Origin of the sequence: Cellulomonas marina, from assembly GCF_900111925.1 — a bacterium.
GTDB classification, from domain to species: Bacteria; Actinomycetota; Actinomycetes; order Actinomycetales; family Cellulomonadaceae; genus Cellulomonas; species Cellulomonas marina.
Map to the genome: position 1 here is coordinate 257653 of NZ_FOKA01000002.1, position 21429 is coordinate 279081.

Annotated in this window: 21 protein-coding genes; 16 read left to right on the top strand and 5 right to left on the bottom strand. The window is 76.5% G+C overall.

Features of this window, described 5'->3' with window-relative positions:
• Window positions 1-149: 149 nt before the first annotated feature.
• From BM048_RS03720 to BM048_RS03775, 12 genes are all read left to right on the top strand, one after another.
• On the top strand, window positions 150-1439 hold the full coding sequence (locus tag BM048_RS03720; protein WP_239078832.1) for a type IV pilus twitching motility protein PilT: 1290 nt from the start codon (window positions 150-152) through the stop codon (window positions 1437-1439).
• The gene (locus tag BM048_RS03725; protein WP_090030885.1) at window positions 1439-2677 is read left to right on the top strand and encodes a type II secretion system F family protein; all 1239 of its coding nucleotides are present in this window, start codon (window positions 1439-1441) and stop codon (window positions 2675-2677) included. Before BM048_RS03720 ends, BM048_RS03725 begins: the two co-directional genes overlap by 1 nt.
• Before the next feature lie 167 nt (window positions 2678-2844).
• Window positions 2845-3306 (top strand): type IV pilin protein, encoded by a 462-nt coding sequence (locus BM048_RS03730; protein ID WP_090030886.1) that lies wholly within the window; start codon window positions 2845-2847, stop codon window positions 3304-3306.
• A gap of 112 nt (window positions 3307-3418) precedes the next feature.
• Entirely contained in the window at window positions 3419-5215 is a 1797-nt protein-coding gene (locus tag BM048_RS03735; protein ID WP_139224282.1) for an Ig-like domain-containing protein, read from the top strand.
• Window positions 5212-5901, top strand: coding sequence for a prepilin-type N-terminal cleavage/methylation domain-containing protein (locus tag BM048_RS03740; protein WP_175499241.1), 690 nt, complete (start codon window positions 5212-5214; stop codon window positions 5899-5901). Before BM048_RS03735 ends, BM048_RS03740 begins: the two co-directional genes overlap by 4 nt.
• A gap of 83 nt (window positions 5902-5984) precedes the next feature.
• A complete protein-coding gene (locus BM048_RS03745) occupies window positions 5985-7640 on the top strand; it encodes an RICIN domain-containing protein (protein ID WP_090030889.1) in 1656 nt (551 codons plus the stop codon).
• 4 nt (window positions 7641-7644) lie between these two features.
• Window positions 7645-8466, top strand: coding sequence for a prepilin peptidase (locus BM048_RS03750; protein WP_308439511.1), 822 nt, complete (start codon window positions 7645-7647; stop codon window positions 8464-8466).
• Between the two features lie 104 nt (window positions 8467-8570).
• Window positions 8571-9644 carry a type IV pilus assembly protein PilM gene (gene pilM, locus BM048_RS03755; protein ID WP_090030891.1) on the top strand — a complete coding sequence of 358 codons (1074 nt, stop codon included), beginning with the start codon at window positions 8571-8573 and terminating at the stop codon, window positions 9642-9644.
• The gene (locus tag BM048_RS03760) at window positions 9641-10426 is read left to right on the top strand and encodes a hypothetical protein (protein WP_090030892.1); all 786 of its coding nucleotides are present in this window, start codon (window positions 9641-9643) and stop codon (window positions 10424-10426) included. The genes pilM and BM048_RS03760 overlap by 4 nt, the downstream gene beginning before the upstream one ends.
• 1 nt (window position 10427) lies before the next feature.
• Entirely contained in the window at window positions 10428-11297 is an 870-nt protein-coding gene (locus BM048_RS18040) for a hypothetical protein (RefSeq protein WP_090030893.1), read from the top strand.
• A gap of 79 nt (window positions 11298-11376) precedes the next feature.
• Complete coding sequence (aroC, locus tag BM048_RS03770) at window positions 11377-12567, top strand: chorismate synthase (protein ID WP_090030894.1); 1191 nt, start codon at window positions 11377-11379, stop codon at window positions 12565-12567.
• 3 nt (window positions 12568-12570) lie between these two features.
• Complete coding sequence (locus BM048_RS03775) at window positions 12571-13761, top strand: hypothetical protein (RefSeq protein ID WP_090030895.1); 1191 nt, start codon at window positions 12571-12573, stop codon at window positions 13759-13761.
• Between the two features lie 8 nt (window positions 13762-13769).
• On the opposite strand, the gene aroB is transcribed toward BM048_RS03775, so the two are convergent.
• From aroB to BM048_RS03795, 4 genes are all read right to left on the bottom strand, one after another.
• Window positions 13770-14966, bottom strand: a complete 1197-nt coding sequence (gene aroB, locus BM048_RS03780) for a 3-dehydroquinate synthase (protein WP_090030896.1) — start codon at window positions 14964-14966, stop codon at window positions 13770-13772.
• Window positions 14963-15589: a shikimate kinase gene (locus BM048_RS03785; protein ID WP_239078831.1), complete on the bottom strand. Its 627-nt coding sequence runs from the start codon at window positions 15587-15589 to the stop codon at window positions 14963-14965. The genes aroB and BM048_RS03785 overlap by 4 nt, the downstream gene beginning before the upstream one ends.
• Before the next feature lie 119 nt (window positions 15590-15708).
• Complete coding sequence (gene aroD, locus BM048_RS03790; RefSeq protein WP_175499243.1) at window positions 15709-16641, bottom strand: type I 3-dehydroquinate dehydratase; 933 nt, start codon at window positions 16639-16641, stop codon at window positions 15709-15711.
• The gene (locus BM048_RS03795; protein WP_175499245.1) at window positions 16638-17204 is read right to left on the bottom strand and encodes a shikimate kinase; all 567 of its coding nucleotides are present in this window, start codon (window positions 17202-17204) and stop codon (window positions 16638-16640) included. Before BM048_RS03795 ends, aroD begins: the two co-directional genes overlap by 4 nt.
• Window positions 17205-17318: 114 nt before the next feature.
• On the opposite strand from BM048_RS03795, the gene BM048_RS03800 reads away from it, so the two are divergent.
• The 4 genes from BM048_RS03800 (at window position 17319) to nusB (ending at window position 19627) form a co-directional block, all read left to right on the top strand.
• Window positions 17319-17954 carry a hypothetical protein gene (locus BM048_RS03800; protein WP_090030899.1) on the top strand — a complete coding sequence of 212 codons (636 nt, stop codon included), beginning with the start codon at window positions 17319-17321 and terminating at the stop codon, window positions 17952-17954.
• A 31-nt stretch (window positions 17955-17985) separates the two neighbouring features.
• A complete protein-coding gene (locus BM048_RS03805; RefSeq protein WP_239078830.1) occupies window positions 17986-18459 on the top strand; it encodes a hypothetical protein in 474 nt (157 codons plus the stop codon).
• 186 nt (window positions 18460-18645) lie between these two features.
• A complete protein-coding gene (gene efp / locus BM048_RS03810; RefSeq protein WP_090030900.1) occupies window positions 18646-19209 on the top strand; it encodes an elongation factor P in 564 nt (187 codons plus the stop codon).
• Window position 19210: 1 nt separating this feature from the next.
• Window positions 19211-19627 (top strand): transcription antitermination factor NusB, encoded by a 417-nt coding sequence (gene nusB, locus BM048_RS03815; RefSeq protein WP_090030901.1) that lies wholly within the window; start codon window positions 19211-19213, stop codon window positions 19625-19627.
• Here nusB and BM048_RS03820 read toward each other — a convergent pair.
• Window positions 19575-21395: a putative bifunctional diguanylate cyclase/phosphodiesterase gene (locus BM048_RS03820; protein WP_090030902.1), complete on the bottom strand. Its 1821-nt coding sequence runs from the start codon at window positions 21393-21395 to the stop codon at window positions 19575-19577. The two genes, nusB and BM048_RS03820, sit on opposite strands and share 53 nt — an antisense overlap.
• Window positions 21396-21429 lie beyond the last annotated feature (34 nt).

Sequence of the window (21429 nt, forward strand, 5' to 3'; positions counted from 1 at the left end):
GGCGTCCTCGGTGGGCCGGACGGTGACATCCCGACGGTGACACCCCGACGGCTCAGGAGCGCCCGCGCCGGGCCGATGGGCCGGGGGACGCGTGCCGGGCCGCCGGTCGCGCACCGCCGCGGTGCGGCACCAGGCCAGGAGGAGATGCCGTGAGCGACCACCGCGACGACGCCCCGTTCGCGACCTGGAGCCCGCTGCCGGACCGGCCCCCGGCGGCCGCGACCTCGTCCGCCGTGCCCGCCCTCGCCCCGGCACCCGTGCCGACCGTGCCGGCCCTCGTGCCCACCCTCTCCCCGACGCCCGCGGGCGTCCCCGGCGGGCGTGTCGCGCTCGGGCAGGGGAGCGCCGAGGACGACGTGCCCGTCGAGGCCGTCCTGCGCGAGACGGTCCGCCGGGGGGGCTCCGACCTGCACCTCACGGCCGGCGCACCGCCGATGATCCGCCTGTCGGGGGACCTGCAGCCCCTGGAGGGCTACGGGCCGCTGCGGCCGGAGGGCCTGCGGCGGAGCCTCTTCGGCCTGCTGACCCAGCGGCAGCGCGAGACGTTCGAGGCCGACCTCGAGCTCGACCTGTCCCACCAGGTGCGCGACCTGGCCCGGTTCCGGCTCAACCTCTTCCAGCAGCGCGAGTCCGTCGGGGCGGTGTTCCGGCTCATCCCCTTCGAGGTGACGCCGCTCGAGGCGCTGGGCGTGCCGGCCGTCGTCGGCACCTTCGCCGGCCTGCCGCGCGGGCTCGTGCTCGTCACCGGGCCCACCGGCTCGGGCAAGTCCACGACGCTGGCCGCGGTCGTCGACCTGGCCAACCGCACGCGCGAGGACCACATCATGACGGTGGAGGACCCCATCGAGTTCCTCCACCGGCACAAGCGCTGCCTGGTCAACCAGCGCGAGGTCGGCACGGACACCCACTCCTTCGCCGCGGCGCTCAAGCACGTGCTGCGCCAGGACCCCGACATCATCCTCGTCGGCGAGCTGCGCGACCTCGAGACGATCCAGGTGGCGCTGACCGCCGCCGAGACCGGCCACCTCGTGCTCGCGACCCTCCACACCCAGGACGCCGCGCAGACGGTCGACCGCATCGTCGACGTGTTCCCGACGGCCCAGCAGGCGCAGGTGCGCACGCAGCTCGCCGGCGCCCTCCAGGGCGTGGTCAGCCAGACGCTGTGCCGCCGCGCCGACCACCCGGGCCGCGCCGTGGCGACCGAGGTCATGGTCGCCACCCCCGCCATCCGCAACCTCATCCGCGAGGGCAAGACCCACCAGATCTACTCCGCGCTCCAGGCCGGCGCGCAGCAGGGGATGCACACCATGGACCAGCACCTCGCCCAGCTCGTCCGGGCGGGCACCATCACGTACGAGACGGGCCTGGCCGCGTGCCACCACGTCGAGGACTACGGGCGCCTGACCGGCCGCACCTCCGCGCCGCTGGTCGGCGCCTGATGGCCGCGCCGGCGGGTGGGACCCGCACCTTCGCCTACACCGTCCGCGACGCCCGCGGGAAGCTCGTCAAGGGCCGGGTCGACGCCCCGAACCAGGTGGTCGTCGCGACCCGGCTGCGGGAGATGGGCCTCGCGGCGGTCTCCGTCGAGGAGGTCCGCACCGGCGGCCTGCACGCGGAGCTCCACCTGCCGGGGCTCGGGGACCGCATCCGGCTGAAGGACGTCGCGGTGCTGTCGCGGCAGCTCGCCACCATGATCAGCGCCGGCCTGTCGCTCCTGCGCGCCCTCAGCATCCTCGCCGAGCAGACCGAGTCCCGGCCGCTGGCCAAGGTCGTCGCGCAGGTGCGGGCCGACGTCGAGGCGGGGGTGGCGCTGTCGACGGCGCTCGGCCGCCGCCCGGCGGTCTTCCCGCCGCTCATGGTCAACATGGTGCGGGCGGGGGAGGTCGGCGGGTTCCTCGACCGGTCCCTGCAGTCCGTCGCCGCGACCTTCGAGCGAGACCTGACGCTGCGCGCCAAGGTCCGCTCGGCGATGACGTACCCGGCCGTGGTGCTCGCGATCGCCGTGCTCGCCGTCGTCGGCATGCTGCTGTTCATCGTCCCCGTGTTCGCGGGGATCTTCTCCTCCCTCGGCGGGGAGCTGCCGGTCGTCACGCAGGCGCTGGTCGGGCTGTCCGGGGTCGTGAAGGTGGGAGCCGCCCCGGGTGCCGTCGTCGCCGGTCTGGGGGCGGCCTGGTACCACCGGCACCGCCACGACCGCGCCGTGCGGGACCGGGTGGAGCCCCTCGTCCTGCGGGTGCCGGTGTTCGGGCTGCTCACGCGCAAGATCGCGATCGCGCGGTTCTGCCGCAACCTCGGCGTCATGCTCGCCAGCGGCGTGCCGCTGCTGCAGGCGCTGGAGATCGTGGGGGAGACGAGCGGCAACGTCGTCGTCGAGCGTGCCGCCCGCGCCGTGCAGGACTCCGTCCGCAGCGGGCGCACGCTCGCCGGGCCGCTGTCGCAGCACCGGGTGTTCCCGCCGATGGTCGTCCAGATGATCGCGGTCGGCGAGGACACCGGTGCCCTCGACACGATGCTGGAGAAGGTCGCCGACTTCTACGACGCGGAGGTCGAGACGACGACGGAACAGCTCACGAGCCTCATCGAGCCGATCATGATCGTCGTCATGGGCGGCCTCATCGGCGGCATGATCGTCGCCCTCTACATGCCCATCTTCGGCGTCTTCGACCTCGTCGGCTGAGCGTCGCCGGCGCGCGGCCGCGGTGGCGGCTGGACGGCGGGTGAACGCGTCCGCTTCCGGGCGGAATGCCTCAGGTCCGTCGCCCCCGCGCCGATGGGGACGGTGGGCGCGCGCACAGCCGTCGCCCACCGACCCAGGCCAGGCACGCTCAAGAATCGAGGACGGGCATGATCGCTCGCGTTCGCAGGTCTCTGGACGAGAAGGACAAGGGCTTCACGCTCATCGAGCTCCTCGTCGTCGTCATCATCATCGGCATCCTCTCGGCCATCGCCATCCCGGTGTTCATGAACCAGCGCAAGAAGGCCGTCGACGCCGCGATCAAGGGCGACCTCAAGAACGTCGCCACCGTGATCGAGAGCTACTACACCGACAACGGCAAGTACCCGACCGCCCTCAACGTCAGCGGCACCACCGTCACGCTGACGGACGGCGCGGCCACGGGCGCCATCACCGACACCGCCCGGATCAGCCAGGGCAACGGCCTGAACTCCTACGCCGTGTCGACGACGACGGGCGGCTTCTGCTTCCGCGTCACCAACGCCTCCAGCACCGAGCCGACGAACGGCTTCTTCTACGCCAGCTCGGCCGGCGGCGTCATGGCCAAGGGCACCTCCGCCTGCCCGGCCTGATGCGCCCGGCCTGATCGGTCGCACCACCCGCGCGGCACGGGCTCCGGACCACACCGGGGCCCGTGCCGCGTCCGGCACACCCGACGACACCACCAGCGAGAGGCAGGTGCCCGTGCGCGACGACCCCGCCCCGGCACCCGTGCCGGGAGCGCCCCGCAGCACGCGCGACGAGGGCTTCAGCCTCGTCGAGGTCGTCGTCGCCCTCGCCCTCCTCGCCGTCGTCGCGACGGCGGCGCTGCAGCTCTTCGTCAACGGCACCCGCACGGCCCGCCACCAGGCGCAGGGGCTGACGGCGGTCACCGTCGCCAACGACGGCATGGAGGCCGCCCTCGCGGTGGCCCCGCTCGAGGTGTCGGGCGTCTCGGGCCTCGTCCGGGGCCGGACGCAGGCGGCGGTCACCGCGGCGGTCACCGCGGCCCAGTCGCTCGGGGTCGAGGGGCTCGGCGCGGGCTACCCCGTGTGGGACCCGGCCGCCACGGCGTCCTCCGTGCCGGCCGTCCCCGTGTCCCGCACGACGGTCGTCGAGGGCCTGACCTACACCGTGCGCACGCTCGTCGCCGCGTGCTACCGGCCGACCGCGGTGGCGTCCGCCGCCTGCGGCGCCGTCGCCGGGCAGACCGCCGACCCCGTGACGCAGCCCGCGGGCACCACGCGGCTGCTGCGCGTCACGGTCGTCGTGAGCTGGGACCCGGTCGGCGGGACGTGCACCGCGAGCGCGCCCTGCCGCTACCAGACCTCGTCCCTCGTCGACGGCCACGCCGACCTGCCGTGGAACGACATCACGCGGCCCATCGCCGTCGACGACCAGGCCGCGGCCGACCTCGGCACGTCGGTCGTGCTGGACGTGCTGGGCAACGACCTCATCGGACCCGTGAGCAACAACCCCGTGACGTCGCTGATGATGGCCGCCGGCAGCGGGACCGTGGCGCTGCAGGCCGACGGGAAGGTCAAGTACACCGCGCCGACGAACGCCGCCGGTGTCATGACCTTCACCTACGTCCTGCGGGACCAGGCCGGCCGGCTGTCGAACACCGGCACGGGCCGGGTGTCGGTGCGTCCGCGGGCCGTGGCCGACTCTGCCTCGACCGTGCAGGCGACCGCCGTGACGATCCCGGTGACGGCCAACGACGTCGCGACGCCCGCCTCCGTGCAGGTGGTCTCCGGCCCGACGGGCGGGACCGCGACGGTCCAGGGGACGTCGGTCGTGCTCACGCCGCCCGGGACCACCGGCACCGTGACGTTCCAGTACACGGTGACCGACACGGCGGGGCTCGTCTCCGCCCCCGCCACCGTCACCGTCGCCGTGACCGCGTACCCCGAGCCGCTGGTGCAGGACCTGACGATCGACGCGCCAGCCGGCTCGCCCGCCGCGGACCTGGCCCTGGTGACGCGCACGGGCAACCCTGCGGGTTACCTGTTCGAGGTCCTGTCGATGACCGTGCCGACCGGGCAGCTGACCGTCGGCGGCGCCCCGGCGACCTCCGGCGCGATCGGCACGGCGGTCGGCTTCACGCCGTCGACGACCGCGGTGGGTACCTCGACCTTCACCTACCGCGTGAGGACGCCCGACGGCGTCCGCGTGTCGCAGACCAGGACGGTGACGCTCCGCGTGCTGCCCGCGCCCGCGCCGGACACGTTCACGGTGCCGGTCGGGTCCACGTCCCTGCTGGGCGTCGGGACCAACGACGTCCCGAACGCCTACGACACCGTGGTGACGCTCGCCGGCGCGTCGGCACCGTCGTGCGGCACCTTCGCCACGACGCAGCCGAACCCTTCGGCCGGTCGGATCGCCTTCACGGCGCCTGCCACGGCCACGACCTGCACCTTCACCTACACGACGAAGGGTGCGGGGACCACCGGTGCGCTCGTCTCCCCGCCGGTCACCGTCACCGTCCAGGTGGGCTCGTGACGGCGGGGCCGGGCGCCCGCCGGCGGGCACGGGCGGCCCGGGACCGCGGGAGGAGACCCGACGCCGGGCTGACCCTCGTCGAGGCGGTCGTCGCCATGGCGGTGTTCGCGATCGTCCTCGCCGTGGCGATGTCGGCCACCGTGTCGATGACCCGCGAGACCGTGCGGACGGAGGTGCTCGGGACCGCGCAGGACACCGCCCGGGTCGCCTTCCAGCGGCTCGACCACCAGGTGCGCTACGCGGAGGCGCTCAACCTGCCCGGCCCAGGGACGGGCGGTGCGGTCTACGTCGAGCTGCGCGTCAGCGCTGCCGCGTCGGTCACCGGGCAGGCCCAGTGCTCCCAGTGGCGCTACGACCCGGCGGCCGGCACGCTCGCCCGCCGCACCTGGACCGACACGACGAACCCGGTGGTCCCCGGCTGGCACGTCGTCGCGACGAAGGTGCTGCGACCCGCCGGAGCGTCCGCCACCTACCCGTTCACCGTCCGTCTCGCGTCCGGCGCCCTCGTGCACCAGGTGCTCGACGTCGCGCTGACCGTCGGCGACCCCCGCGTCGGCGTCGAGGTCGCGACCGCCTCGTCGTTCGTCGCCCGCAACAGCTCCCCGACGTCGCTGTCGAACACCGACGCCAACGGCGACGGGAGCAGCGACCTCGCCGTCTGCCTCTCGGCCGTCGGGCGGCCATGACCGCCCCCACGTCCGCCTCCACGCCCGCCACCACTGCCGTCTCCGCTGCCGCCACCACGAGCCCGTCCCAGGAGGACCCGCGCATGCCCCGCCCCCCGCGCCCGCGCCGCACCGGCGTCCTGCGCCCGGTCGCCCGTGCGCTGGCGCTCCGCCGGGAGGCCCTCGTCGGACGGGGCGCGCCGCCGGACGCCGGCGTGGCGATGCTCAGCGCCCTGCTCGTCATCCTCCTCATGACGGCCCTCAGCGTCGTCGTCATGGGCGTCGTCCTGCAGGCCGCGCTGCCGGGCCAGTACCAGCGCAAGTCCACACGCAGCGTGTTCGCCGCGGAGGCCGGGATCGAGGCGGCCGTGAGCCGCATCCGGTCCGCCGGGAGCGCGGCGGACTTCACGGGGACCGTGTACGGCGACCTCGCGCAGCTGCCGTGCTCCGTGCAGGGGACGGTGGCCGCCGCCGTGCCCGGGACGTCGGCGGGGGCCGGTGCCGCCGGCGCAGCGGGCCTCGGGTACACCGCCTCGATCGCGTACTACAAGGACGACCCGGCGGGCCGGGACGCGGCGTGGCTGGCGGCGAACGCCATGCCGTGCGCCGCGGGCGGCGGGGTCGCGACCCAGCCGCGCTACGCGCGCATCGCCTCCGCGGGCGTCGTCCCGGGCGGGCCCCTGCTCGAGGCGGGGGAGGGCGACCGCACGATCGTCTCGGTCTACCGCTTCCGCACGACGAACACGAACGTGGCCGGTGGCCGCATCTGGACGCTCGGCCACAGCTACTGCCTGCGCGCGACGTCGGACACCGCCGGCTCGGCGGTGACGTACGCCGCGGCGGACACCTGCGGCGCCGACGACGTCCGCGAGCTGTGGATCTGGGACAGCACGTACGGCATCAAGCTCGCCGTCACCACGTCGCCGGGCCAGACGCCGCTGTGCGTCACCGGGCCGCCGACCGCCTCGTCGCCCACCGTCGACGCCCTGCTGCAGCCGTGCCGCAGCGACGCCGGACGGTGGAACCAGCTCTGGAGCTGGCAGGGCGGCGCGCGGTGGCAGGGGGAGAACCAGGCCATCACGAACTACTCGGCGTACTGCCTGTCCGCCGGCACGACGTCGACGACGATCGCGGACCTGCGCGACCGGCGCCTGAGCATCGGCACGTCGTGCGCCTCGAACGCCGAGTGGGGCTCGTTCGACCCCGACCCCGCCGTCGGCCCCGGTGCCGCGAGCGTCAGCACCCGCCAGGTGGTCAGCTACCTCGAGTTCGGGCGCTGCTTCGACGTCACCAACGAGCAGGTCGGCTTCGCGTACATGATCGTCTACCCGTGCAAGCAGGACCCCAGCGGCGGCAGCCTGCTCAAGTGGAACCACAAGTGGTACTACGAGGAGCCCGTCGCGCCCGCGGTGTCGCGCACGCAGCAGATCTCCGTCCTGCGGGACAACAGCACGGCCCAGCGCTACTGCCTGCAGACCCCGGCGCCGGGCTCCGGCTCGTCGTACCCGACCCTCACGTCCGCCTGCAGCGCCACGGCCGCCGACCAGCAGTGGACCCGCTTCGCCGACACCGGCGACTACCGGACCAGCTGGACCTTCGTCGACCATCTCGGCCGCTGCATCGACCTGGGAGAGCGCGGCGCGACGAGCTGGTCGCGACTCGTCGTCACCTCGTGCACGGGCGGCCCCGGCCAGAAGTGGAACGCCCTGCCGGAGCAGATCAGCGCCACCCTCGGCAACTACCTCGAGCCGGCCGGGTGATCGCGTGAGCGCACTGGTGCCCGCCGCCGACCCGTCCGTCCCGCAGGCCGTCCTCGTCCCGGCCGTCGCGCTGCTGGGGCTGCTCGTCGGGTCCTTCCTCAACGTCGTCGTCTGGCGGGTGCCACGCGGCCTGTCGGTCGTGCGGCCGCCCAGCGCGTGCCCCGGGTGCGGTGCGCCCGTGCGCCCGCGCGACAACGTGCCGGTCGTGTCGTGGCTGCTCCTGCGCGGCCGGTGCCGGGACTGCCGACGGCCCGTCTCCGTGCGGTACCCGCTCGTCGAGGCGGGGACGGCGGTGGCGTTCGGGGCCGTCGCGGCCTGGGTCGGCGCGTCCTGGGCGCTGCCCGCGCTCCTGCACCTCGCGGCGGTGAGCATCGTCCTCGCGCTGGTCGACCTCGACCTGCACCGCCTGCCCGATGCGATCGTCGGGCCGGCGTCCGTCGTCGGCGTCGTGCTCGTCGCCCTGGCGTGCCTCGCCCCCGGCGGGCAGGGCGACCTCGCCCCGCTCGTGCGGGGCCTCGTGGGCGCCGCGGTGCTCCTCGGCCTCTACCTCGTCATCTGGCTCGTCGCGCCCGGTGGCATGGGGCTCGGCGACGTCAAGCTCGCGGGCGTGCTGGGCCTGCACCTCGCGTGGGCCGGCTGGGGCGCGCTCGTCGTCGGGGGGTTCGCGGCGTTCGTGCTGGGCGGTGCCTTCGGGGCGCTGCTGCTGCTGTCGCGCCGCGCGGACCGCCGCACGGGCATCCCGTTCGGGCCGTGGATGCTCGCGGGCGCCTGGGTCGGCCTCGTCGCCGGGCCGTCGCTGTGGTCGGGGTACCTCGGCCTGCTCTGAGTCCTCACACCCGCCGCCGGACCGCCGATGGTCCGGACGGCGGCGCCCCGCCCGCACGCAGGCGCGGGCCGCCGAACCCTCCCCGGACGGACGGAAGGACCACCGTGGCCAGCAGGCACGTCATCGGCCTCGACATCGGCACCACCGCCGTGCGCGCGGCCGAGGTCGCGCCCGCGGGGTCCTCGCGACGTCCGCGACCCACGCTCGTCCGCTACGGCGAGCACCGGCTGCCGGCGGGCGCCGTGCGCGAGGGCGAGGTCGTCGACGCCCTCGTCGTCTCGCAGGCGCTGCGCGAGCTGTGGTCCCGCACGGGCTTCAGCCACAAGGACGTCGTCATCGGCGTCGGCAACCAGCGCGTCGTCGTGCGCGAGCTCGACCTGCCGTGGCTGCCGCTCGCCCAGCTCAAGGCGTCCCTGCCGCTCCAGGTGCAGGAGCTGCTGCCCGTCGGGGCGGCCGACGCGATCCTCGACTTCCACCCCACCGACGAGACGGAGGGGGAGACCGGCCGGACGGTGCACGGGATGCTCGTGGCCGCCCAGCGCGACACCGTCTCCGCCAACCTGCGCGCCGTCGAGGACGCGGGGCTCCGGCCGACGATGGTCGACCTCAACGCGTTCGCGCTCCTGCGGGCCCTGGCGCGCGGCGAGCACGCCGAGCGCACCGTCGCCCTCGTGGACGTCGGTGCGCGGCTGACGAACGTCGTCGTCGCGACCGGCGGACGTCCCCGCCTCGTCCGCGTCATCCCCTCCGGCGGCCAGCACGTCACCGATGCGGTGGCGGCGGCGCTCGAGGTGCCGCCGGCCGAGGCCGAGGTCGCCAAGCGTCGCCTCGGCACGGGCGCCGGGGCGGTCCCCGGGGCGGTGCCGCCCGAGCTGGCCGCCGCCGCCGAGGCGGTCGACCGCACGTGCCGGGCCCTCGTCGAGTCCGTGCGCAACACGCTCGTCTACTACGCCGGCCAGCACACCGGCGCACGCGTCGAGCTCGTCGTGCTCACCGGCGGCGGGGTGCACCTGGCCGGTCTCGGGCAGCTCCTGTCGAGCACGACGCGGCTGCCCGCGGTGCTCGGCGACGCGCTCGCGGGGTACGACCTCGGCCGTGCGGTGGACCGGACGGCCCTCGACGGCGCCGGCTCGCTCGTCGCCCTGCCCGTCGGGCTGGCGTCGGGGGTGGCGGCATGACGACGACCCCGACGAGCCCGACGGCCTCCGCCCAGGCCGGGGTCCCGCTCGCCCCGGCGCCCTCGGGGGCCGGTCGCCCCGGCGCGCGGTTCGGGGGGCTCGGCGTGCGACGGGGCACCGCGGCCGCCACCGTGCTCGGCGGTCCCGTCCAGGTGGACCTCCTGCCCGCCGACATCCGTGCCGGGCGTGCCCTCGCCGTCGTCAAGCGCCGGCTGCTGGGCGGCGTCGCGTGCGTCGTCGTGCTCGTCGCCGCGGGGTACGCGGGCGCGATCACGACGCAGGCGCGCGCCGACGCCGAGCTCACCGAGGTGGCCGCGCAGGCCGCGGAGCTCACCCGGCAGGCCGAGGGCTACGCGCAGGTGCCGCAGGTGCTCGGCGAGGTCGCGCAGGTCGAGCAGGCCCGTGCCGCCGCGACCTCGACGGAGGTGCTCTGGCAGCCCTACGTCGACGCGATCGCCGCCGTGCTCCCGGCGGGCACCAGCATCGCCACCCTCACCGCGAGCGGGCCCGACCCCCTGGGCCTGACCCCGCCCGCCGCCGCGACCCCGCTGCAGGCCGCCGGGATCGGCAGCATCGCGCTCTCGCTGGAGTCGCGCACCGTCCCGGCCGTCGCGGACCTGCAGGACGCCCTCGACGCCCTGCCGGGTCTCGACGGCGTCTGGTTCTCCGGCGTGACCCGGACGAGCACCGACGCCGCCGGCGACCACTACACCGTCACCGTGACGGCCCAGCTGACGGGCGACGCGCTCGCCGGCCGGTACGCCGGGCAGCAGGAGGGCTGACATGACCACGTCCCGCACGTCCTCGTGGGTGCTCGGCACCGCGCTGCTGGTGGCCGCGCTCCTCGCCGCGTCGTGGCTGCTGCTCGTCGGGCCCGTCCTGACGTCGGCCGCCGAGGTGCGCACCCAGGCGCAGGACGCCCGGGCCGCCAACGACGTGCAGCGCGCCCGCATCGCCCAGCTCGGGGAGCAGTTCGCGCGGCTGGGGGAGTACCAGGGGCAGCTCGCGGCCCTGCGCGCGCAGGTGCCCGACGACGCCGGCCTCGCCGACTACCTGCGCCAGGTCGACGACCTCGCCTCCGCCGCGGGCGTCACCCTCACCTCGGCCGGTCCCGGCACGCCCGTCCTCGTGGGCACGGGCGCCGCCGCCGGGACGACGACGAGCGCCCCCGCAGCCGCGACGGCCACGACCGACGGCACGGCCTCCACGACGACGGGCGCGGCGACCGCCACGACGACGACCACGGCGACCACGGCGACCACGACCGCGACCACGACCGCGACCGCGACCGCGACGACGACGGCGGCGGCCGTCACGGCGCCGCCCGGGACGGTCGCGGTCCCGCTGACCCTGAGCGTCATCGGGGCCTACGCCGACGCCCTCGCCTTCGTCGACGACCTCCAGCGCGACGAGCGCCGGCTCACCGTCGTCAGCTCGGTGACGGCCACCGCGGTGACCGACGCACCCGCCGCCGGCGGCCGCCCGGCCACCACGGTCGGCGACGTCGAGCTCACCCTCGGGGCCACCGTCTGGGCGCTGCCCGCGACGACGGGCACGGGGACCTCACCGGCCCCGGCGTCCGGTGCCGCGTCGTCCACCGACGCCCTCCCGCCGGCGGTGCCGGGCAAGAACCCGCTCGTCCCGCTCGGCTGAGACGCGCCACCGGCACCACCCCGTCCGCAGCCCGGGCTCGTGGGACGACCGTGCCGGACCGCGTGGGAGGATCGGCCCCATGCTGCGCTGGTTGACCTCCGGGGAGTCGCACGGACCGGCCCTCGTCGGGCTGATCGAGGGCGTCCCCGCCGGGGTGGCGCTGCGGACCGACGACGTCCGCGCCGCCCTCGCCCGCCGCCGCCTCGGCTACGGCCGGGGCGCGCGGATGTCCTTCGAGCAGGACGAGGTCCGCATCCTGGCCGGGCTGCGGCACGGCCTCACGCAGGGTGGCCCCCTGGCGGTGGAGATCGGCAACACCGAGTGGCCCAAGTGGGTCGACGTCATGGCCGCGGACCCGGTGGACGACCCCGCGCTGCTGCAGCGGGCGCGCAACGCGCCGCTGACGCGTCCGCGCCCCGGTCACGCCGACCTCGTCGGCATGCGCAAGTACGGGTTCGACGACGCGCGCCCCGTCCTCGAGCGGGCGTCCGCCCGCGAGACGGCGACCCGCGTGGCCCTCGGCACCGTGGCGGCGGCGCTCCTCGAGCAGGCCGCCGGCGTCCGCCTCGTGTCGCACGTCGTGGCGATCGGCCCGGTCGCCGTGCCGGAGGACGCCCCGCTCCCGCTGCCCGACGACGTCGCCCGGCTCGACGCCGACCCCGTGCGCTGCGCGGACCCGGCCACGTCGGCCGCGATGGTCGCCGAGATCGACGACTGCCACAAGGCGGGGGACACCCTCGGTGGTGTGGTCGAGGTGCTCGCCTACGGCGTGCCCTCCGGGCTGGGGTCCTACGTGCAGGGCGACCGCCGGTTGGACGCCCGGCTCGCGGCGGCGCTCATGGGCATCCAGGCCATCAAGGGCGTGGAGGTCGGCGACGGCTTCCGCACGGCTGCCCGCCGCGGCTCGGCCGCCCACGACGAGATCGAGCCCGGCCCCGACGGCCGCATCCGCCGCACGAGCAACCGCGCCGGCGGCGTCGAGGGCGGGATGTCCAACGGCGAGGTCCTGCGGGTACGGGCCGCTATGAAGCCGATCTCGACCGTGCCGCGGGCGCTGCGGACCATCGACACCGCCACGGGCGAGGTCGCGGCGGCGCAGCACCAGCGCTCGGACGTGTGCGCCGTCCCGCCCGCCGCGGTCGTGGCCGAGGCCATGGTGGCCCTGGTCCTGGCCGACGCCCTGCTGGAGAAGACCGGCGGGGACTCGGTGCCGGAGGTCCGGCGCAACCTCGAGGCCTACCTCGAGGCCGTGCCCGCCACCCTGCGCTGAGCGGTGCCGCAGCCGCCGGCACGGGTGCGGTCGGGGCTGCTGCTCGCCCTGCTGCCCGTGGCCTGCGGGCTGCTCGCCTCGCTCACCGCGGCCCGGTCGGGGGCCCAGGACCAGCCGGAGTTCGTCGCCGCGGGGCTGCGGCTGCTCGCTGACGGGCGCTGGGACGTCTACGACGACCCCTGGTATCAGATCGGTCCGCTGCACCTGCTGCTGGTCGGTCTCGTCGCCCGCGTCGCGGGTGCCGTCGGCGCCGACCCCGTCGTGGTGTCGGTCGGGGCCGCGTGGGCGGCGCTGACCGTCCTGGCGGTCCTCGTCGCGCGGCTGCTGGTGCACCGGGCGTCGCCCGTGTCGCGCGCGGGTGCCGCCGGGGTCGCCGCCGGCGGGGTGGTCGTCGCCGTGGTCGCCACCGCGCGACCCGTGACCCTCGCGCACCCGGAGGAGCTCGCGATCGCCCTCCTGTGGTGCCTGTCCGCCGCCGCCGCCCGTGACCGCCGGGTGGTCGCGGCGGCCGTGCTCGTCGTGGTCGCGGCCGCGCTGAAGCCGACCGGGGCGCTGGGCGCGGCGGTCCTCCTGCAGCTGCCCGCCCGGACCCTCCTCGTCGCGGGCGTCGCGACCGCGGCCGGCAGTTTCGCCACCTACGCGCCCTTCGTCCTGCTGGGCACCTTCCGCATGCTGCACCAGGAGTGGGCGGTGACGCCGTGGACGCTCCCGTGGCTCCTGGACCCGGCCGCCACGCACGCGGGCTGGGTCGTCCGGCTGGCGCAGGCGGGGGCGGTGGTGGTCGCCGTGGGCGTGACGGCCGTCGTCCTGCGTCCGCCGCCGGCAGCCCTGGTCGCGGTGCTCGTCGCGGTCCGGCTGCTCCTCGACCCGGTCTACCTCGTCTACTACGCGGCACCCCTGCTGCTCGTCGTCGTGCTCGCGGCGCACGAGCGCCCCACCCCCAGGCTCGGCCGCCACCGCCTGCTCGTCGCGGTGCCGTTGGTGCTGGTCGTCCTCGCCCACGCCGCGGCCGAGCCGCGCACGGTCCTCCGGTACGCCGTCGTGCTGACGGTCCTCGCCGCGGTGGTCGCGGTGTGGCGACCCCGCCGCCGGGCCGGGCAGGTGCCGGCGACACCCCAGGCCTCCGTCGACCGGGAGGCGCGCCCCGAGCGGACGCTCACCCCGTCCGGCACGGGGCAGGCGCCTCCCGGCTGACCGTCGGTCTAGAGGGCGATGGCACGGCCCGGCGCCGGCGCGCCCTCCGCGACCTCGGCGTACGCCGCGACGAGCAGGGTCGGGTCGGGCCCCTCGAGGCGGGTCGGCTTGCCGACGTCCTCGAGCACGACGAAGCGCAGCAGGTCGCCCCGTGTCTTCTTGTCGCGCCGCATGGCGGCGACCAGCTGCTCCCAGCGGTCGCCCCGGTACGTCGTCGGCAGCCCGACGGCGCGGAGCACGCGACGGTGGCGCTCGACGACCGCCTCGTCGAGCCGGCCGGCCAGCCGCGCGAGCTCGGCGACGAACACCATCCCGACGGAGACGGCCGCCCCGTGCCGCCACTGGTAGCGCTCCACGTGCTCCACGGCGTGCCCGAACGTGTGCCCGTAGTTGAGGATCTCGCGCAGCCCCGCCTCCCGGAGGTCCTCCCCGACGACGCGCGCCTTCACGCGGACGGCGCGCTCGACGAGCTCGGCCAGCACCGGGGACGCCGCGGCCCGCTCCGGGTCGGTGATCTCCGCCGCGTGCTGCTCGACGAGGTCGAGGATGACCGGGTCGGCGATGAAGCCGCACTTGATGACCTCGGCGAGCCCGGCCACGAGGTCGTTGCGGGGCAGGCTCGCCAGGGCGGCGAGGTCGGCCAGCACCCCGGCGGGCGGGTGGAAGGCGCCGACGAGGTTCTTGCCCTCCGTCGTGTTGATCCCCGTCTTGCCGCCGACGGCCGCGTCGACCATGCCGAGCAGCGTCGTCGGCACCTGGACCACGCGGATGCCACGCAGCCACGTCGCGGCCACGAAGCCCGCCAGGTCCGTCGTCGCCCCGCCGCCGAGCCCGACGACGACGTCGGAGCGGGTGACGTCCGCCTGGCCGAGCACGCCCCAGAGGAAGGCCGCGACCTGCGCGGTCTTCTGCGCCTCCGCGTCCGGCACCTCCGCCAGGAGCACCGTGCGGCCCGTCCGGGCGAGGTCGTCGCGCACCGCCTCTGCCGTCGTGGCCATCGCGGTCGGGTGCACGACGAGGACCGTGCGCGCGTCGGGCCCCACGAGCCCGTCGAGTGCACCGAGGAGGTGCCGCCCGATGACGACGTCGTAGGGCGCCTGCCCGGCGACGGTCACGCGCACGGGTGCGTCGCCCGCGCCGGGCTCGGTGGCGGGCTCGGTAGCGGGCTCGGTGGCGGGCTCGGTGGCGGGGACCTGCTCGGTCATGGGGAGTCCTCCGGGGTGCTGACGGTGGCCGTGCCGTCGGCAGGTCTGTCGTGGGGCTGGTCGTGCGGTCGGTCGTGGAACTGGTCGTGGGGGACGCCGTCGGGGACGGTGTGGGGGCCGTCGCTCTGGACGGCCTGCTCGACGAGGGCGGCGACCTCCGCGGGCGTACGGCCGTCGGTGACGACCCGGTGGGTCGCGAGGGCGGTGTAGACGGGACGACGGCTCTCCGCGATCTCCGTCCACCGCGCCCGCGCGTCACCGGCAAGCAGGGGCCGCGTCGTGTCGCCGAGCACCCGGTCGGCGACGGCGTCCGCGCCGACGTCGAGGAACACGACGGCACCACCCGCACCGGCGTACCGCTCGAGCGCCGCCCGGCTGCGCGGGTGCAGCACGGCTCCGCCGCCGAGGGCCAGGACGCCGGCGTGCTCCGCGAGCGCCCGCCCGACCGCGGCGTGCTCGAGCGCGCGGAACGCCTCCTCGCCGCTCTCGGCGAAGACCTCCGCCACCGTCCTGCCGGCCGCCACCTCGACGTCCCGGTCGCTGTCGCGCAGCGTGACGCCCCAGCGCCGGGCCAGCTCCGTCCCGACCGACGTCTTGCCCGAGCCCATGGGACCGCACAGCACGACGAGCGGACCCGCAGGCCGCGCACGCCCTCCCGTGCCCGGCTCGGTGCCCGGCTCGGTGCCCGGATCGGTGCCCGGATCGGTGCCCGGTCCGGCCGTCGGACGGGTCGTCGGACCGGTCACCGGGCACGCCCCGGCGCGTGGTCGGCCCCGGCCACGACGCCCTCGTCGTCCGCGCCGTGCACGACCGCCAGCGCCGCCCGCAGCGGCGCCACCGCGACCTGGCCCGGGGCCGACGCGCGTCCCACCCGGCCGAACGTCGCGCACGACCCGAACACCCCGCCGCCGAGCCGCGTCAGGACCCCGAGCGGACCCATCGCCATGGTCACCAGGGGCCGGTCCGTGCGCAGCGACGCCGCCCGCGTCGCCCCGAGCAGCGCGAGCACGTCCTCCGGGGCCTGCGGCATCACGGCGATCTTGAGGACGTCCGCACCGGTGGCGCCCAGCGCGAGGAGGCGCTCGGTGAGCACGTCCTGCGGCGGCGTCGACCGCACCTCGTGCCGGGAGGCGACCACGGGGACGCCGGCGTGCCGCGCGGCGGCGACCACGCGCGCGACCGCGTCCGCCCCCCGTGCGCCCTCGACGTCCACCGCGTCGGCGAGACCCTCCGCCACCGCCGCCTCCAGCGCGGCGGCCCAGGTCGTGTCGTCCGGGTCGGCCGCACCGCCCTCGGCCGCGGTCCGCACGGTCACGAGCAGCGGGAGACCCTCCAGGGCGGCGACGAGCGCGCGCCCGGCCGCCACCACCTCCCGCGGCGCCAGCCCCGCCCGGAGGTGGTCCACGCGCCACTCGACGAGGTCGGGGTGCGCGCCCCGGGCGGCCCGCGCCTCCTCGACCAGCCCGGCGGTGTCGGCGGCCGTGAGCGGGACGACGACCTTCGGCCGCCCCGCACCGAGCTCGACCGTGCCCACCCGCACGACGCGGACGCGGGGGGCGTCGGACTCGCCCGATGACGTGACCGACGGTGTGACCGACGATGTGCCCGACGGCGTGAGGGGCGGCGCGGCGGACGGCGCGCCCGTGGGCGTCGCGGGGGACGGGACCGTGCTCACAGCACCCCATCCTGGGGCCCGGCCGCCGAGGGGGGCGTCGTCGCCCACCTGGCGAGCGCCGCGAGCACGGCCTCCGCGACGACCTCCGGGTCCTCGGCGGAGGCGTCGACCCCGAGGTCCGCCACGTCGGCCAGGACCGCGGTGCGCTCGGCGTGCAGCGCCCGCCAGCGGGCCCGCGTCGCCCCGAGCGCGACCGCGCCCGGCGCGTTGAGGCCTGCGCGCCGCGCGGAGGCCGCCGCGTCCAGCTCGAGGTGCACGACGACCGGCGCCCCGGCTCCCGTGGCGACGAGCTCCGCCCGCGTCGCGGGGTGCAGGACGGCGCCCGACCCGAGCGCGACGACCGCGTCGAGCGCCAGCGCCGGGGCGACGACCGTCCGCTCGCGCGACCGCAGCACCTCCTCGCCGTCCTCGACGAGCTGCTCGGTCACGGACCTGCCCGTCGCGGCGACGAGGGCCTCGTCCGTGTCCACCAGCGTCCGCCCGACCCGCGTCGCCACCGCGCGCGCGACGGCCGCGACGGGCACGCCCGGCGGGCCGACGAGGACGAGCGGGGGGCGGTTCACGGCGCGATCGTCGCACGGGGCACCGACACGGCCGTACCGGGGAGCACCCGCTCGCAACGGGCCGGACAGGTCCGCAGGCTTGTGCTGACGCGTACAAGGCTGCAGCATGGGGCCGTGCTCGTCCTCACGATCGACCAGAAGGGCAGCCGCCGCACGGGCGACCGCGTGGAGGAGCTCCTGGCGCGGCTGGCCGACGTCCCCGCCGTGCGTCCGTTCGAGCGCACGGTGGGCGACGAGGTGCAGGCCGTCGTCGCGGACGCGTCGACGGCCGTCCGCACCGCCCTCGACGTGCTGCGCGGGGGCGGCTGGAGCGTGGGGATCGGCGCCGGGGGCGTGGAGGTCCTGGCGAGCTCGTCGAGGGCCTCGTCGGGCCGCGCCTTCGTGCACGCCCGTGACGCGGTGACGGCGGCCAAGGGCCGCCAGCGGCCGGTCGCCCTGGCCGTGCGGGGCGACGACCCGACCGCGGCCGAGGACGCCGAGGCCGTGCTCGTCCTGCTCGGGGCCCTGCGGGCCCGGCGCAGCGACGCCGGCTGGCAGGCCGTCGACGCCCTCCTCACCGACGGGCCGGGGCAGGACCGCGTCGCGCGACGGCTGGGCGTCACGCAGCAGGCCGTCAGCCAGCGCCTGCGCGCCGCGCTGTGGGCGGAGGAGCAGGCCGCGCTGCCGACGGCCGCCCGGCTCCTCGAGCGCGCGCAGGGCGGTACGGGCCACCAGGACGAGGGCCCCGGGGACGCCGCGGGCCGCGGTTGACAGCCGGCCCGGTGCCGACGACCGTCGGCGCGTGACCCCCGCCCTGCCGTCGGCCGCGCCCCTCGCCGTCACCCTCGTCGTGGTCGGGGCGCTCGTCCTGTCCGTCGTCGGCGGCTGGCTCTTCACCGTCGGGATGCTGCGAGCGGCGTCCCGCACGGGCCTGCGGTCGCCGCGCACGGGCCCGCAGGCGCTGCCCGAGGACCCCGAGGAGCGCGCGCGCCGCATCGAGGCGCAGGCCGCGGACGCCCCCGACGGACCGCGCGCGAGGACCGTGCTGCGCGGCGGCACCTGGATCGGCGTGCTGGAGCGGCTGGCCGTCACCGGCTCGCTCCTGCTCGGCCAGCCCGAGGGCGTCGCGGTCGTCGTCGCCGTCAAGGGCCTGGGCCGCTACCCGGAGCTGCAGCAGAACCCCGTGGCGTCCGAGCGGTTCGTCATCGGCACGCTGGCCTCGCTCGTCTGGTCCGCCGCCGTCGGCATCGGCGTGCGGGCGCTGCTCGTCGGCTGAGGCACGGCGTCGGCGGAGGCACCGCTACGATGGTCGGCGGTCTGCCGCGCCGCGGGCCCGCCGACCGGCTCTCACCGGTCCCGACCGTGCCCGCGGGCCCGGCCCGCGCGCGGCACCGGACGACCGCCGGTCGGAGGCGGGCACCGGGATGGCACCGAGGCGACGAGACGACGGAGAGCGACGACTGTGGCGACGACGAACGACCTGAAGAACGGCACCGTGCTGAAGATCGACGGCCAGCTCTGGACCGTCGTGGAGTTCCAGCACGTGAAGCCCGGCAAGGGCGGTGCGTTCGTGCGCACCAAGCTCAAGAACGTCCTGTCCGGCAAGGTCGTGGACCGTACGTTCAACGCCGGCCTGAAGGTCGAGACGGCCAACGTCGACAAGCGCGACATGCAGTACCTGTACAAGGACGGCACGGACTACGTCTTCATGGACACCGTGACGTACGACCAGCTGCCGGTCGCCGAGGCCACGGTGGGCGACGCCGCGAACTTCCTGCTCGAGAACCAGAGCGTCATGGTCGCCACCAACGAGGGCGTCCCGCTCTACGTGGAGCTGCCGCCGTCGGTCGTCCTCGAGATCACCTACACGGAGCCGGGCCTGCAGGGCGACCGCTCCACCGGCGGCACCAAGCCCGCCACCCTCGAGACGGGCTACGAGATCCAGGTGCCCCTGTTCCTCGAGGCCAGCACGAAGGTCAAGGTGGACACCCGTGACGGGAGCTACCTCGGCCGCGTGAACGACTGACGTGGCGGCCCGCAGCAAGGCGCGGCGCCGGGCGCTGGACATCCTCTTCGAGGCGGACCAGCGCGGCGTCGCGCCCGCGGACCTGCTCGCGCAGCGCATCGTCGACCCGGGCCGCGAGACGGCGGTCCCGCAGTACGCGGTGGACCTCGTCGAGGGCGTCGTCGCGCACCGCGAGCGCATCGACGAGCTGCTCGCGACCTACGCGCACGGCTGGACGATCGACCGCATGCCCTCGGTGGACCGGGCGGCGCTGCGCCTCGGCGCGTGGGAGATCCTCTGGAACGACGACGTGCCGGACGCCGTCGCGATGGACGAGGCGGTCGCGCTCGTGGCCGCGCTGTCCACGGACGAGTCGCCGTCCTTCGTCAACGGGCTGCTCGCGCGCCTGTCGGAGCTGAAGCCGACGCTGCTGCCCTGACGTGGGCGGCCCACCGGCGGCGGTGGGGCTCCGGCAGCTCGACCACGGCCCGCGCCCGCGGCTCGGGGGACGGGCGGCCGAGCAGGTAGCCCTGCACGTGGTCCACGCCGAGCCCCGCGAGGGCCGCGAGCTGGTCCGGCGTCTCGACGCCCTCGGCGACGACCGCGAGGTCGTGCGCACGCGCCAGCTCGACGACCGCCGCCAGCACCGCCCGCCCGCGCCCCGTGCCCAGCGCCTGCACGAAGCTCCGGTCGATCTTGAGCTCGTCGACGGGCAGGTCGACGAGCCGTGCGAGCGAGCTGAAGCCCGTCCCGAAGTCGTCGAGGGAGATGCGCGCGCCCCGGGCGCGCAGGGCCACCAGCGCCGGCAGCACCTCCTCGGTGACGAGGAGCGCGCCCTCGGTGATCTCCAGCGTGAGCGCCGACCACGGGCGTGCGCCCCAGGACTGCTCCACCGTCGCGACGAAGCCCGGGTCGGTCAGCTGCTGCGGCGCGACGTTGACGGAGACCGCCAGGCCGTGCCGGTCGTGCACGAGCGCCGCCTGGCGCAGCATGTCCGCCCCGATGGGCACGATGAGGCCCGACTCCTCGGCCAGGGGCAGCCACGCCGCGGGCGACAGGACCTCGTCGCCGCGCTCCCAGCGCGCCAGCGCCTCCACCCCGGCCACGGCCAGCGTCCGCACGTCGACGATGGGCTGCAGGTGGGCGACGAACCGCTGGTCCGCGACCCCGGCGAGCATCGCCGCGCGCCGCCGGTGCTCCCCGGCGCGCCGCTCCTCCATCGCCGCGTCGAAGGCGAGCCAGCCGGCGCCGGTGGCACGGGCCTCCTCCAGCGCCGCCTCCGCGCGCTGCAGCAGGGGGACCGGCCGCCGCTCGCCCGCCGACCGCGACGCCAGCCCGGCCGACAGCCGCACCGCCACCCCCGTGCCGCCGGGCAGCTCCCCGGCGACCCGCTCGGCGAGGTCCGCGAGGCTCCCGGCCGCGTCGACCCCGTGGTCGCGCCGGGTGTCGTGCGCGGTGTCGTGCGCGATGTCTTGCCCGGCCTCGCGCCCGGCCTCGCGCCCGGCCTCGTGCCCGGCCTCGTGCCCGGCCTCGTCGCCCCCGGGGAGCACCACGAACTGGTCGGCACCCAGCCGGGCGACGAACGCGCCGCCCGCCGCGCGCCGGAGGTGCCCCGCCACGTCGCGCAGCACGGCGTCGCCCGTCGCGTGGCCGTGCACGTCGTTGACCGCCCGGAACGTGTCCACGTCGACCAGCAGCAGCGCGTCGTCGGTGGCGGGGTCGAGCCGCGCGTCCAGCGCCATGCGGTTCGCGAGGCCCGTCAGCGGGTCGGTGCGGACGGTGCGGTCGAGACGCTCGCGCAGCCACGCCCGCTCGACGAGCGCGTCGACGACGAGACCCACCTCCTGCACGAACGCCGCCCCCCGCACGTCCAGCGGCGGCGCGCCCGGTGCGACGGCGACGTGCGCCTCGGCGCGGTCCTCCGCCGGCCGGTGCAGCCGCACCTCGACGTCGTCCCTCCAGAGCGCGGCGCGCACCAGGTCCGTGGCCCGCTCGACGACGGCGTCCGCGTCCGCGTCCTGGACCTGGAGCAGCGCGGCGCGCGCCGCCTCGTGCCCGGCCGTGCGCTCCACCTCGTCCCCCGCCTGCCGGGCCCGTCGCCGCGCGAGCACGCGGGGCAGCAGGGCGGGGAGCACGCCGAGCAGCACGCCGGCGGCGACGAGGCCGAGCGCGGCGCTCCAGCCCTGGTCGACGGCGAGGGTGTGCACGTCCCCCCGATCGGCAGCCGCGCCGCCGGGATGA

Excerpts from the sequence above, each read along its gene's own strand:
- BM048_RS03725 (WP_090030885.1), top strand. The coding sequence starts at position 1,439 with ATGGCCGCGCCGGCGGGTGGGACCCGCACCTTCGCCTACACCGTCCGC.
- BM048_RS03730 (WP_090030886.1), top strand. The coding sequence starts at position 2,845 with ATGATCGCTCGCGTTCGCAGGTCTCTGGACGAGAAGGACAAGGGCTTC.
- BM048_RS03745 (WP_090030889.1), top strand. The coding sequence starts at position 5,985 with ATGCCCCGCCCCCCGCGCCCGCGCCGCACCGGCGTCCTGCGCCCGGTC.
- BM048_RS03760 (WP_090030892.1), top strand. The coding sequence starts at position 9,641 with ATGACGACGACCCCGACGAGCCCGACGGCCTCCGCCCAGGCCGGGGTC.
- BM048_RS18040 (WP_090030893.1), top strand. The coding sequence starts at position 10,428 with ATGACCACGTCCCGCACGTCCTCGTGGGTGCTCGGCACCGCGCTGCTG.
- aroC (WP_090030894.1), top strand. The coding sequence starts at position 11,377 with ATGCTGCGCTGGTTGACCTCCGGGGAGTCGCACGGACCGGCCCTCGTC.
- aroB (WP_090030896.1), bottom strand. The coding sequence starts at position 14,966 with ATGACCGAGCAGGTCCCCGCCACCGAGCCCGCCACCGAGCCCGCTACC.